The sequence below is a fragment of the Bifidobacterium pullorum subsp. saeculare genome (assembly GCF_016899725.1).
Classification (GTDB): Bacteria; Actinomycetota; Actinomycetes; order Actinomycetales; family Bifidobacteriaceae; genus Bifidobacterium; species Bifidobacterium pullorum_C.
Genome location: NZ_JACLYU010000002.1, coordinates 123,141 through 137,019, shown reverse-complemented (window position 1 = coordinate 137,019; position 13,879 = coordinate 123,141). Strand labels below are relative to the sequence as shown.

Sequence of the window (13,879 nt, the reverse complement as noted above, 5' to 3'; positions counted from 1 at the left end):
CATGAGCGATGCGAGCATGCCGCTGAGGCGGCCGGCCACCCGAGCCGCCCGCCTCAGCGCCATCGAGGAGGCCCTGGCCCGGCACGTCGTCACCTCCCAGTCCCAGCTCTCCGACATCCTGGCCCGGGAGGGCATCGAGGTGACGCAGGCCACGCTGAGCCGCGACCTCGACGAGCTGGACGCGACGAAAACCCGTCTCAAGGACGGGACGATAGCCTACGCCGTGCCCGGCAACGCCACCCCGCTGGAACAGGCGACGGCCGGGATCGTCGCCGAACGCACCGAGCAGCAGATGGCCCGCGTGCTCGGCGGCCTCGTCGTGTCGGTGGCGGCCGCGCGCAACCTCGTCGTCGTGCACACGCCCTCCGGGGCCGCCCAGTACGTGGCCAGCGTCATCGACCGGCAGCCCATCGAGGGCGTGCTCGGCACGATCGCCGGCGACGACACCGTGATGGCCGTCTGCGCCGACGACGCCACCGCCGAGGCGTGGAGCCACTGGCTCCTGGGCCTCGTATCCGCCAAATGAGGGGGCGCGTGTGGGCGAAACGGAACGCCACGGCCACACGCCATGCATAGTTATACAGACCTATGCATATACTTGCAGCAACGTTGAAGAAAGGTTGTCACCATGAGCGATAAGAACCGCCTCGTCCTGGCCTATTCCGGCGGCCTGGACACCTCCGTCGCCATCCCGTACCTCAAGGAGCGCACCGGCAAGGACGTCGTCGCCGTGTCCCTCGACGTCGGCCAGGGCGGCGAGAGCCTCGAGACCATCAAGCAGCGCGCGCTCGCCTGCGGCGCCGTCGAGGCGTACGTCGTGGACGCCCGCGAGGAGTTCGCCGACGAGTACTGCATGCTGGCCCTCAAAGCCAACGCGATGTACGAGGGCGTGTACCCGCTCGTCTCCGCCATCTCCCGTCCGCTCATCTCCAAGCACCTCGTGCGCGCCGCCCACCAGTTCGGCGCCGACACCATCTCCCACGGCTGCACCGGCAAGGGCAACGACCAGGTGCGCTTCGAGGTGTCCATCGCCTCGATCGATCCGACGCTGAAGGCCATCAGCCCCATCCGCGACCTGTCCCTGACCCGTGACGTGGAGATCGCCTTCGCCAAGGAGCACCAGCTGCCGATCGAGCAGACCGAGAAGAGCCCGTACTCCATCGACCAGAATGTGTGGGGCCGCGCCATCGAAACCGGCTTCCTCGAGGATCCGTGGAACGCGCCGACCAAGGACTGCTACACCTACACTGACGACCCGGCCTTCCCACCGGTCGAGGACGAGGTGACCATCGAGTTCAAGGAAGGCGTGCCGGTGAAGATCGACGGCCGCGACGTGACCCCGCTGCAGGCCATCGAGGAGATGAACCGCCGCGCCGGCGCCCAGGGCATCGGCCGCATCGACCTCATCGAGGACCGCCTCGTGGGCATCAAGTCCCGCGAGCTGTACGAGGCCCCGGGCGCGGTGGCCCTGATCACCGCCCACCAGGAGCTCGAGAACTGCTGCCTGGAGCGCGAGCAGCACCGCATCAAGCGCGACCTGGACAAGCGCTGGGCCGAGCTCGTGTACGACGCGCAGTGGTTCAGCCCCGCCGTCCGCTCGCTCAACGCGTTCATCGAGGAGACCCAGAAGTACGTCTCCGGCGAGATTCGCATGACCCTGCACGGCGGCCGCGCCGTCGTCACGGGCCGTCGCTCCGATACCTCGCTGTACGACTACAAGCTGGCCACCTACGACTCCGGCGACACCTTCGACCAGAAGTCCTCCAACGGCTTCATCGACATCTACGGCCTGCCGTCCCGCGTCGCCGCGGCCCGCGACGTGCGCTTCGGCAACGGCATCGAGGTGCCGGAGAACACCGTCGAGTGACGTGCCTGCGCTGACCGGCTCCGGCCGGTCCATGCCTAGTCACGGCGGGAGGCTCCCCATCCGGGAGCCTCCCGCCGTATTCGTCGCACGGCCCGCGCATCCGGTATGAGGGCGACTCCGGCGGCGGGGGAGGCCATGCCGCTACAGTGGGTGGCATGGCTGAACACAACGACACCGAACATCTCGCCCTGTGGGGCGGCCGCTTCTCCTCCGGCCCCTCGCCGGAACTCGCGCGCCTGTCCAAGTCCACCCAGTTCGACTGGCGCCTGGCTGACGACGACATCGCCGGCTCCCGCGCCCACGCCCGCGCGCTCGGCCGCGCCGGACTGCTCACCGACGACGAGCTGGCGCGCATGGAGGCGGCGCTCGACGAGCTCCAGCGCCGCGTCGACTCCGGCGCCTTCGCGCCCGTCGAGGACGACGAGGACGAGGCCACGGCCCTGGAACGCGGCCTGCTGGAGATCGCCGGCGACGAGCTCGGCGGCAAGCTGCGCGCCGGCCGCTCGCGCAACGACCAGATCGCCTGCCTGATCCGCATGTGGCTGCGACGCCATGCGCGCAATATCGCCCGCGAGCTCATCGCGCTCGTGGACGCGCTCATCGCCCAGTCCGAGAAGGCCGGCCACACCGTGATGCCCGGCCGCACCCACATGCAGCACGCCCAGCCCGTGCTCCTGGCCCATCAGCTCATGGCCCACGTGTGGCCGCTGCTGCGCGACATCGAACGTCTCATGGACTGGGACCGCCGCGTCAACGCCTCCCCGTACGGCTCCGGCGCGCTCGCCGGCAACACGCTCGGCCTGGACCCGGAGGCCGTGGCCCGCGAGCTCGGCTTCGCCCGCGTGACCGACAACTCCATCGACGGCACCGCCGCCCGCGACCTCGTCGCCGAATTCGCGTTCGTCGCCGCGATGACCGGCGTGGACATCTCCCGCCTGTCCGAGGAAATCATCATCTGGAACACGCAGGAGTTCGCCTTCGTGCGCCTCGACGACGCCTACTCCACCGGCTCCTCGATCATGCCGCAGAAGAAGAATCCGGACATCGCCGAACTGGCGCGCGGCAAGTCCGGCCGCCTCATCGGCGACCTGACCGGCCTGCTCGCCACCCTCAAGGGCCTGCCCACCGCCTACGCGCGCGACCTGCAGGAGGACAAGGAAGCCGTGTTCGACCAGGTCGACACGCTCGAGGTGCTGCTGCCCGCCTTCACCGGCATGGTGCGCACGATGCGCTTCGACGCCGACCGGCTCGAGGCCGAGGCCCCCACCGGCTTCGCGCTCGCCACCGACATCGCCGAATGGCTCGTCAAGCACGGCGTGCCGTTCCGCCACGCCCACGAGCTTTCCGGCGCCTGCGTGAAGATCGCCGAAGGCCGCGGCTGCGAGCTGTGGGACCTGACGGACGACGACTTCGCCTCCACCTTCGCCGCGTTCCTGCCCGCCGACGAGGCGAAGGGCGTGCGCGAGGTGCTCTCCAGCCACGGTTCGGTCAACGCGCGCAACGGCAAGGGAGGCACCGCCTACGGGCGTGTGCGCGAGCAGATCGCCGACGCCAAGCGCCAGGTCGAGGAGATGCGCGTCTTCGCCGACTCCACCTCCGACGGCCCCGCTTACCGCGCCCCCGGCACCTTCTGAGCCGCCGCCCAGTCCCGCCGCGGGGAAGCGGCGTAGGGGGGCATGGCGCGCAGCCCCCTGCGGCGAACCGTACTCTGAGCGCGCGTGAGCGTACGGTTTGTCGCATGGAGACCGTAAGACTGCGGCGAACCGTACGCTGACCGTCCGTAAGAGTACGGTTTGCCGCACGGGCATCGTGCGGATGCCGTCGTCTGGCGGCACAGCGTCTTGCGTGGGGGTGGCGGGCTGTCAGTAGTCGGCGCTCTGCGCCGTGAAATTGGCGAGTTCGATGCTGTCGCCGATGTCCTCGTGCTGCCTGCGCCCGGTCGGATGGAAACCCATGTGACGGTAGAATCCCAGCGCCCGGTCGTTACCGGCGAACATCCACAGCACGATCCGGTCTGGGCGTCCTGTCGCCTCCATGGCGGCCCGGAGCAGCCGCCGGCCGATGCCAAGGCACTGATGACTCCGCAGCACGTACAGCGAGGCGACTTCGGCGCAGGTCGGGTCGGTGACGGGAGGCCGGGCCGGCACCAGGAACTCGGCGTATCCCACGGCCCGGTCACCGACCGTGACAAGCAGGCACGTCGCATAGTCGTGGCGTATCGTGCACCGGCGGGCGAACTCGGGCGTGACCATCGCCACCGCCGGCGCCGCCAGCAGTCCCGCGTACGTCTCATGCCAGGTCTGCGCATGTAGCTGCGCCTTCCGGTCAAGCCACCCGTCGGTCAGCCGAACGATCCGAACATCCATCCCCATGCGCCCATCGTCGCCTGTGGAGCATGGGCGCCGGCCGGTCATGTCCGCCAGATGGACACGGACCAAGACCAGATAGGGAATCAAGGAAGTAGTCGCGCTGCAACGAGGCCAACCGGTTCTCGATTGGATCCGTCAGATAGCCCTTGCGCACCATGTCCACGTCCCTGCCGAGCGCCTCGCGCATGTCGCTACGGAAGCCACGGACGCTTGCCGACTGGGCCGGCAGGGCCGAGGTCCCGGGACGCGCGAGAATGGGGGATATCGAGCATCGAGGCTGGGAGGTCGGAGCATGCGCGGACATGGATCGTTCGGCACCATCGTCCGGCGGGACATCCGGGCCACGCTCGGCCGCTTCCTGGCGATCGTGGGCATCGTGGCGCTGGGATGCGGCTTCCTCGCCGGCCTGACGATGGGCGGCCCAGACATGCGTGCCGCCGCCGACCGCTACTACGACGGCACGCACCTGTGGGACTTGCGTCTCGTCTCCACGCTGGGTTTCTCCGACGACGACGCGCGCCGCGTCGCTGCCGTCGACGGCGTCGACGCCGTCATGCCGTCCATCGCCACCGATGCGATGGCGCGGATCGGCGGCCGCCAGCAGGCCGTGCGCGTCTCCCTCCTGCCCGAGGCAGCGGCCTGGTCGCACGCCGACGGCGACGCCGCCGTCTCCTCCGACGACGGGGACTACCTCAACCGGCTCATCCTGCGCGACGGACGATGGCCCCGCGCCGCCGACGAGGCCGTCGCGCTCGCCGACGCCCACGACGACGTGCGCATCGGCGGCACGGCGCGCATCGGCTCCGTCGCCGAAGGCGGCGACACCTCGATCGACGGCAGGCGCCTCACCATCGTCGGCACCGTCAGCTCGCCCAACTATCCGTACACCGTGAGCTTCGGGACGACGACGCTCGGCACCGGACAGCTCGACCAGGTGCTGTACGTGCCACGCGACACCTTCGGCGACACGCCCTACACCGAGCTGTATCTCACGGTCGACGGCGCCCGGGGCGAACAGGACAGCTCGGACGGCTACCGGAACACGGTCGACGCCGTGGCCGACCGGATCCGCGACCAGGTGCCGCGCCTCGCCACCGCCCGCCGCGACGACCTGCGCGACCAGGCCATGGCACAGGTCGAGGCGATGCGCGCCCAGCTGGAACGCACCACGACCCAGCTCGCCGCCGCCCAGGCAGCCCAGGCCGCACAGCAGCAGCCGTCGCCGCAATCCGCGCAGGCGCTGCAGGCGGCCCAGGACCAGGCCGCCCAAGCCCAGGCCCGGATCGACGAGGCGACCCGGCAGGCCGAGTCCATCGCCAAGCCGGACATCGTCGTCCTCGACCGCACGGCCAGCGAATCCCACGCCACCTACCGCGCCGACAGCGAACGCATGGACAGCATCGCGGCGCTGTGCCAGCTGCTGCCTGTCGTGGTCATGAACGCATACGCGATCATCTACGCGGTGCCGCCCATCCCGTTCCCGCTGCCCGTCTCGCCGGCCTTGGGCGCCTTGGGCGTCATGAGCGCGGCGGGCCGTTCGCGTAACGGCCGTCATGTCCTTATACGGCCGCGCATCCGCGCCGCGGACTCAGTGACGACGGCCCTTGACCGTCTTCAGCGCGAGCGCGGTGGAGACCAGCGCGGCGATCAGCACGACCACCGCAGCGATCGCGGAACCGGTCTTGTCGAGCACCCCGGCCACGCCGGTCTGCTGGCCGGCGGCGGAGGTGTTGTCGCCGGGGTTCTCGACGGTCTCGCCGGGCACGACCTGGGAGTCGTCGCCGGCTGCGGCCGCCGGGGCCTGGAAGTCCTTGGCCACGACCTTGCCGGACTGGCGGCCGGTGATGGTCACGCGGTAGGTCTTGCCTTCGGTGAGCTTGCCGGTCAGGTCGATGCTCATGGTCTGAGTCTTCGCGGCCTGGGTCTATGCGGCTCGGGCCGGTGCATAGGGTGTGACACGCCGAGGGGTGTGGCAAACCTGGTGCCGAAGTTTTGCCGGCTTCCTTGATTTTCCAAGGAACCCGGCAAACTTCTGGGGGTGGTTTGCCGCACCCCTCGGCGTGTCGGACGAACCGCCCCGCTCAGGCCCGCGGGGCGGCGGTGGAATGACGCAGCATCAGCTGCACGGGTGCGGTGATGTGCGGGGTCTCAAGCGTTTTGCCGTCGATGAGGTCGAGCGCCATGCGCGCCGCCGTCGCCGCCATATCCCGGGGCGCTGGCGGATGGTGGTCAGGCCGACCTCTTCGGCGAAATCGCTGTCGTCGAATCCGGTGATGGACAGATCCTCGGGGATGCGGATGCCATATTGGGGCAGGCGAAGGAACAGCGGTATCGCCCAGGAATCCTGGTGGACGCAGATGGCGGTGGGTGGTTCGGAACTGCTGAACAGGGCGGTGACGGCGGCGTTGATGCAATCATCGCCGTTGCCGACCTTGATGGCGGTGACTGAGACCCCTTCGAGCTCGTCGCACAGATCGGTGAATCCCGTTACGCGTCGGTATGAGCTGAATCGGAGCGGGGATATGGCCTCCTCATAGAGATAGGCGATGCGACGGTGCCCGAGCGATACCAGATGGCGGACGAGCATCTGGATGGCGCCGGTGTCGTCGATGCCGATCGAAGCGTCGAACCCGTCGGTCGAGACCACGTTGATGCCGACCACGGGGATGCCCATGGCGCGTAGCCGTTCGGTTTCGTCCCGATTCAGGTTGAAGGAGGAAACGATGATCGCGTCGGCGTTGCGGCGTACCGGGAGCTGTTCGAAGAAGCGCGCGCGTTCCTCGTCATGGGAGATGGCGTAGATCGAGAAGTCGTAGCCGGTCTCATGCAGCACCGAGTTCAGTCCCTCCAGGATGCGTGCGGAGAACCAGTCGATATGGCCGCCCGACAACAGTGCGATGCGGAAGGTCTGGCCACGCTTGAGCGCGGCGGCGGAGCGGGAGACGGAGAAGTTCAGCTCCTCGGCCACCTGCAGCACCTTCTTCCGGGTGCGTTCGGAAACCAGCTCGGGGCGGGTGAATGCGCGGGAGACCGTGGAGACGGAGACGCCGGCCCGTTCGGCCACATCGTTGACGCTTGCTTTCATACGTCCTCTTTGCAATCGGTGGCAATGCCGCTGCGGGGCAGTATGGCGCGGTATTGCGGACTTGGTTTATGCAGTGCATGGTTGGGTGACTGCATGTTGCAATTCTATCGTACGCGAGTCAAGGTGTAGCGGCGGGTATCCGAGCGGTCTGCGGTGAGGTTCGGCGACGGGGCTGCGGGTCGGGTCCGCCTTGGGTGGGATCCGCGCGAGGTCTGGGATTGACGCGGCGGAATGCTGAGGCCGTGTGCGGGATGCGATGGTTTCGGCGGAGCCTGATCCTTGATCCGCGGACCGCAGGCTGTGTATGCAGGTGCGACACGCCGGAGGATGTGAGTCGAACCGGTTTTATGCCGAAGAATTTTCCAAGTATTGTAACGGGTTGCAGAACATAGTCAAATTAGTTGAGTAAAACAAGTGTTTCCAGTGGTTCAACCGGTGGCATCATCGGTTTTGCCGGTTGCGGTGCCGCCGAAGACTCTCCTGTGGTCGATACCCAAGCGGACAAGGGCCTCGAGGTGATGGGCGACGCCATTACCTACGACCCCAACCATTTGGTCAATGACGGACAGCAGATCACCGTGGAGTACTGGACGTGGGGGCAGGCCGCCACCGACCCGATCTACCAGATGATCCAGCAGTACGAGAAGATCCATCCCAACGTCCGTATCGACGTCAACGTGGTGGCATGGGACGACTATTGGACCAAACTGCCGCTCTCGCTCAAGGGCAACAAGAACGCCCCGGTGCTGTTCAACGTCCACAACTCCTATGACGCGCTGATCCGCCCGCATATGGAGCCATACGACATTCCGCTCGAGGACCTTGAGACCGACTACACATTCGTCGACACCCATGTCGACGAGAACGGCGAGGTCAAGTACATCGACTCGGTCATCAACACCGGCGCCATCTTCTACAACAAGGACCTGTGGGCCGAGGCCGGACTGACGGAAGCCGACATTCCGACCACGTGGGACGAGCTGATCGAGGTGGCGCAGAAGCTCACCAAGTTCGACGGGGACACGATGGTGCAGGCCGGTTTCAACATCAACGGCAGCTACAAGGCGGCCTGGCAGGGGCTGAACTACCAAAAGGGCGTGCTGATGTTCCAGGAGGACGGCCACACCGCCAACTACGATTGCGAGACCACCAAGGAGAACCTCGAATTCCTGCAGTCCCTGTACGACGAGTACCAGGTGGGCGCGGTCAACTTCGGCGATGACCGCGAACTGAGCTTCGGCAACAACCAGACCGCGATGATCTACGACTGGGGCTCCTACGTCGGCACGTTGGCCACCAAATATCCGGACGTGAACTACGGCGTCTTCCCCACGCCGGCGTTCAGCGAGGAGACTCCGTTCGCGTACGACCGGTACAACGGCGAGTCCACCCCCGGCATCAACGTCCACCAGAGCGATGAACAGAAGGCCGTCGCCCAGGATTTCATCCGTTTCATCCTGGCCAACGACGACTACATGCGCATCGCCTCCGACGTGTTGAATTCGTTCCCGGGCAAGAAGTCCCTGCAGGACGATCCGGAGATCCTCGACAACCCGATGATGGCCGTCATCGCCCCGCGCCTCGATCGTCTGATCTGGCCGGGCCCGACGCCCTCCACCCTGGAGACCAGTCCGCAGATCGCGTTCGAGAACGTGTTGCAGAAGGGTCAGGATGTCGATTCGGCCGTCGCCTACTCGCAGGAGCTGATCATGAGCGACATGGAAGACAGCGACTTCACCTCGATGGAAAGCCGCTACGCGCACTATGACGAGCGCAAGGACTAAGGAGGAACGCACATCATGACCAATGTCAATCGCAGCGCGGCACGCGCCGCGCAGCCGGCCTCCGGGGAGGTCTCGGGCGCCAGGCAGGTGCTGGGTCGCATCTTCACGATGCGCAACATCGCCGTGGTCTCGCTCGTCGTCTACTTCGCCGTGTTCATGGCATACCCGATCTTCAGCGCCTTCGCGGGCAGCTTGCACGACTGGAACCCGCTGATCGACAAGTACGACTGGGTCGGGTTCGACAACTTCGTCAACGTGCTGACCGACGGCCTGTTCTGGAAGTCACTGTGGAACACCGCGATCTACTCGTTCTTCTCCATCCTGTTCCGCGTGGTGCTGGGCCTGGCGCTGGCGCTGCTGCTGAGCTCCAAGCTCGTCAAGTGCAAGGACACGCTGCGCGGCCTGTTCTACATGCCGACGATCACCCCGCTGGTGGCCGTCTCCTTCGTGTGGATGTGGATGTTCGATCCGCAGTGCGGCATGATCGACAAGATCACCGGACTCGACATCAGCTGGCTCAACGATTCGCGTTACGCCATGCCGGCGGTCATCATCATGACCATCTGGAAGGATTTCGGCTACGCCACCGTGTTGTATCTCGCCGGCATCATGGCGCTGCCGCGCGACGTGTACGAGGCGGCACAGATCGACGGCGCCAACTGGTGGCAGACCTTCCGGTCGATCACGCTGCCGCTGCTCAAGCCCACCACGCTGCTCATCGTCATCACCTCGCTGATCTCCTACCTGCAGGCGTATGTGCAGATCCTCGTGATGACCAAGGGTGGCCCCGGCACCGACACCTACACCATCAGCTACCTGATCTACGACCAGGCGTTCCAGAAGTACAACTTCGGCACGGCATCGGCGATGAGCGTCATCCTGTTTGTGCTGACCGGCATCCTGACGATCCTCATGTTCAAGGCGTCGGGCGACAACACGGAGGCGTGACATGACCAAGAAAACCCGCAACGTTGTCTCCATCATCGTGACGATCCTGCTGTTTGCGCTGGCGCTCGTCACCATCGTGCCGTTCATCTGGATGTTCGTCTCGTCGTTCGCGACGAACAGCGAGATCGTCAAGATCACCGGCGGCATCTTCCCCGCGCCTACGACCCTCGACAACTATGCCAACATCCAGGAGACGTTCAACTTCTTCCGGCTGTTCGCCAACTCGGTGGTCATCGCCACGGTCAAGACGGTCCTCATCATCTACATCAGCGCCGTGCTCGGCTACGTCTTCTCCAAGATGCACTTCCGCGGCCGCAACATTCTGTTCGGCGCGGTGCTGAGCACCATGATGCTGCCGTGGGCCGTGACGATCATCCCCCAGTACGAGATGATGGTGCAGTTCGGCTGGCTCGACACCTACCGTTCGCTTATCGTGCCCGGCCTGGTCTCCGGCTTCGGCGTGTTCCTGTTCCGCCAGTCCATCGGCTCGATCTCCGACGAGATCATTGAGGCCGCCAAGCTGGACGGCGCCAGCGACGCCCGCATCTTCCACCAGATCATCCTGCCGATGAGCCGCAACAGCATCGCCGCGCTCGCGATCTTCACGTTCCTGTGGAACTGGGAGGACTACCTGTGGCCGTTCCTGATGATCACCGATAGCGACAAGATGCTGCTGTCGGTGGGCCTGAAGATGTTCAACGGCCAGTACGGTACCGACTACGGTGGCCTGTTCGCGGCCACCTCGCTGGCGATCATCCCGGTGATCATCGTCTACATGGTGTTCCAGAAGCAGTTCATCGCCGGCATCGCCACCGGCAGAGGCAAGTAAGCCGCCCCTCCCAGGCGGATGGGGCGGGCCCAGGGCATGGCCAAACACCGGAAGCTTAAGCCCCGCGGCCTCGGTCGGACGGGCGGACGCCATCCGGGTCCCGTCCCTTGTGTCCGAATCGGGGGATTCTTACGTTTTGGCCCCTATGATTGCGCTAACAACCAAAGAATCCCCCGATTCGGGCGCAAGGTGGGGCGGGCGTGCCCCGCTGTGACGGCCTTCACCGGAGGGCGCGGCAAGCGTGGCAATTTCTGCGCATGACAGTAAGGCGTGTTTTGCGAACGTTTGCACTATACTTGCGTGCAAGCGTAATCATCCATTGAAGCACAATGAAACAAAGGAGTTGGAAGCGCATGTCTTCTCAGGACTTTCAGGGTTTTGGCCGCTTCCTGCGGGGCATGCATCCCGCAATGAGTCCGACCACCACGCTGCAAGGTGAGCACTGGCGCATCGGACTGATCACCGAATCCCTGATCCGTTTGGAATGGTCCGACAGCGGCGAGTTCGAGGACCGAGCCACGCTGATGGCCGTCGACCGCGCCTTCCTGCCGTCTGGTGCCGTGGATTACACCACCGGCGAACGCGGCGGGATGCTCGTCGTCGAAACGCCGGCGTTGCGTCTGACCTACGACCGCAAGCCGTTCAGCAAGGAGGGGCTGACAATCGTCGTCAAGGGCGTGCCGGACTCGCAGTTCAACACCTGGCATTACGGCGACGATCCCAAAGGCAATCTCGGCGGCACCGCACGCACGCTCGATGAGGCCGACGGCGCGATTCCGCTCGGACAAGGCGTGATCTCCCGCGATGGCTGGGCCGTGCTGGATGATTCCGCGTCGAACGTGTTCGTCACCGCCGACGCGGACGGCAACCTGCCCGACGGCGTCGTGGCGTACGGCGGCATCGGCGTCGCCCCGCGCGACCATCGCGAAACCGACATCTACTTCTTCGGCTACGGCCGCCGCTACCGCGAGGCCGTCCACGACTTCCAGAAGCTTTCCGGGCCGGCGCCGTTGCTGCCCCGCTATGCGTTGGGCAACTGGTGGAGCCGCTACTACCGGTACTCCGAGGAGGAGTACCTGGACCTGATGGACCGGTTTAAGCGCGAAGGCATTCCGTTCACCGCGTCGGTAATCGACATGGACTGGCATCTGGTGGACGACGTCGACCCCAAGTACGGCTCCGGCTGGACCGGCTACACGTGGAACCCCAAGCTGTTCCCCGACCCCAAGCGCTTCCTGGACGGCCTGCACGAGCGCGGCCTGCGCACCACGGTGAACATCCATCCGCGCGACGGCATCCGCGCCTTCGAGAAGCCCTACGCCAAGGCCGCCGCCACGGTCGGCGTGGATGCGGAGGCCCAGGAGCCGGTCGAGTTCGACCTGACCAACCCGAAGTTCGTGCAGGCGTACTTCGACATGCACCACGACCTGGAGGCCGACGGCATCGACTTCTGGTGGATCGACTGGCAGCAGGGCGGCGTGACCCGCCAGCCCGGCCTGGACCCGCTATGGGTGCTCAACCACATGCACTACTGCGACTCGGCCCGCGACGGCCGTTGGCCGCTGACGTTCTCGCGCTTCGCCGGCCCCGGCTCGCAGCGCTACCCGGTCGGCTTCTCCGGGGACACCGTGATCACCTGGAAGTCGCTGAAGTTCCAGCCGTACTTCACCTCAACCGCGAGCAACATCGGCTACGGCTGGTGGAGCCACGACATCGGCGGCCATATGTTCGGCTACCGCGACGAGGAGCTGGAAGCCCGTTGGTACCAGCTGGGCGCGTTCAGCCCGATCAATCGCCTGCACTCCAGCTGCTCGCCGTTCTCCGGCAAGGAACCATGGAACTTCCACGAGCCGGTGCGTTCGGCGATGGTGGACGTGCTGCGGCTGCGCCAGGCGCTGATGCCGTACCTGTACACGATGAACTGGCGCGCCGCCGTGGACGGCGATCCGATCGTCGAACCGATGTACTGGGCCAACCCGAATCTGGGCGAGTCCTACGAGGTGCCCGACGAGTTCCGGTTCGGCACCGAGCTGGTGGTGGCACCGGTGGTCGACCCGATGGACAAGGCCTCGATGCGCGGTAAGGCCGATGCTTGGCTGCCGCAGGGCGACTGGTTCGACTTCTTCGACGGCCGCCGCTATGCAGCCGCCGATCCGGCGGGCCGCCGCCTGGCGGTGTGGCGCACAATCGACCGGATTCCGGTGTTCACAAAGGCCGGCGGCATCGTGCCGATGCAGTCCGATCCGCTTTCGGATATGACCGTGAACCCGCGTGCGTTGGATGTGGTGATCTTCCCCGGTGCGGACGGCTCGTTCGCCATGCGCGAGGACTCCGGCGAGTTCCGCGAGGTGTGCGCCGACGCCGCTGCGGCGCAGGAATCCGCCACGGCCGTGACCGCCATGACCTGGCAGTGGGATGATGGGCGCTCCCCGCAATTCGTCATCGAAGCGCCGACCGGCAACACGTCGGTGGTGCCGGAACGGCGCGACTGGACCCTGATTTTCCGTGGCGTGGCCCGATCGGCCATGCAGGTGATCGTCGGCGGCGAAGCCTGGGACAAGGACCTGGTCGGCACCACGATGGTGGATTACGATGCGGAGACGATGAGCCTGAGCGTGAAGCTGTACGACGTGCCCTCCTCGGCGCGGATCCAGGTGCTGTTCCCGCAAGGGCTTGCCCTGGCCGAATCCCCGGTCGAGGCGGACTGCGAACGCATCCTGTTTGACGCGCAGATGCTGTACACCACCAAGGAGCATGCCATGACGCAGATCAGCCGCTACGGTGTGGCCGCGATTCCGGGGCTGCGCACGCTGGAGCGCGAGCAGTGCAATGAGCGTGACTTCTTCCAGTCGCATATGCCCGAAAGCGTGATCGGCGCCTTGGAAGAGGTACTGCTGAGGAGTTTATGCCCAGCGGTGGTTCGCACTACCTCGCGCGGGTTCTAGATAGAAGTGCAACACCTGCCTAGGGTTGGAAGTGTCTAGGTTCCAGCTGGAG

The 13,879-nt window shown here is 65.9% G+C and carries 9 protein-coding genes and 1 pseudogene; 8 read left to right on the top strand and 2 right to left on the bottom strand.

Annotated elements, in window-relative coordinates; translation table 11 throughout:
* Window position 1: 1 nt before the first annotated feature.
* The 3 genes from argR (at window position 2) to argH (ending at window position 3,501) form a co-directional block, all read left to right on the top strand.
* Window positions 2–526: an arginine repressor gene (argR, locus tag H7U32_RS01985; RefSeq protein WP_204467585.1), complete on the top strand. Its 525-nt coding sequence runs from the start codon at window positions 2–4 to the stop codon at window positions 524–526.
* A gap of 102 nt (window positions 527–628) precedes the next feature.
* A complete protein-coding gene (locus H7U32_RS01980; RefSeq protein ID WP_204467583.1) occupies window positions 629–1,867 on the top strand; it encodes an argininosuccinate synthase in 1,239 nt (412 codons plus the stop codon).
* A gap of 155 nt (window positions 1,868–2,022) precedes the next feature.
* Window positions 2,023–3,501: an argininosuccinate lyase gene (argH, locus tag H7U32_RS01975; protein WP_204467581.1), complete on the top strand. Its 1,479-nt coding sequence runs from the start codon at window positions 2,023–2,025 to the stop codon at window positions 3,499–3,501.
* Window positions 3,502–3,729: 228 nt separating this feature from the next.
* Here the strand turns inward: argH and H7U32_RS01970 are convergent, their stop codons facing one another.
* On the bottom strand, window positions 3,730–4,239 hold the full coding sequence (locus H7U32_RS01970; RefSeq protein WP_204467580.1) for a GNAT family N-acetyltransferase: 510 nt from the start codon (window positions 4,237–4,239) through the stop codon (window positions 3,730–3,732).
* Window positions 4,240–4,528: 289 nt separating this feature from the next.
* On the opposite strand from H7U32_RS01970, the gene H7U32_RS01965 reads away from it, so the two are divergent.
* The gene (locus tag H7U32_RS01965) at window positions 4,529–6,244 is read left to right on the top strand and encodes a hypothetical protein (protein ID WP_204467578.1); all 1,716 of its coding nucleotides are present in this window, start codon (window positions 4,529–4,531) and stop codon (window positions 6,242–6,244) included.
* 73 nt (window positions 6,245–6,317) lie between these two features.
* On the opposite strand, the pseudogene H7U32_RS01960 reads toward H7U32_RS01965, so the two are convergent.
* Window positions 6,318–7,321 (bottom strand): annotated as a pseudogene (locus H7U32_RS01960) (LacI family DNA-binding transcriptional regulator).
* Between the two features lie 401 nt (window positions 7,322–7,722).
* Between H7U32_RS01960 and H7U32_RS01955 the strand changes: the two are divergent.
* The 4 genes from H7U32_RS01955 (at window position 7,723) to H7U32_RS01940 (ending at window position 13,827) form a co-directional block, all read left to right on the top strand.
* Window positions 7,723–9,105, top strand: a complete 1,383-nt coding sequence (locus tag H7U32_RS01955) for an extracellular solute-binding protein (protein ID WP_239457418.1) — start codon at window positions 7,723–7,725, stop codon at window positions 9,103–9,105.
* Between the two features lie 15 nt (window positions 9,106–9,120).
* Complete coding sequence (locus H7U32_RS01950) at window positions 9,121–10,053, top strand: carbohydrate ABC transporter permease (RefSeq protein WP_204467576.1); 933 nt, start codon at window positions 9,121–9,123, stop codon at window positions 10,051–10,053.
* 1 nt (window position 10,054) lies between these two features.
* Window positions 10,055–10,882: a carbohydrate ABC transporter permease gene (locus tag H7U32_RS01945; RefSeq protein WP_204467574.1), complete on the top strand. Its 828-nt coding sequence runs from the start codon at window positions 10,055–10,057 to the stop codon at window positions 10,880–10,882.
* Between the two features lie 353 nt (window positions 10,883–11,235).
* Window positions 11,236–13,827 (top strand): TIM-barrel domain-containing protein, encoded by a 2,592-nt coding sequence (locus H7U32_RS01940; protein ID WP_440201420.1) that lies wholly within the window; start codon window positions 11,236–11,238, stop codon window positions 13,825–13,827.
* Window positions 13,828–13,879: the final 52 nt, after the last annotated feature.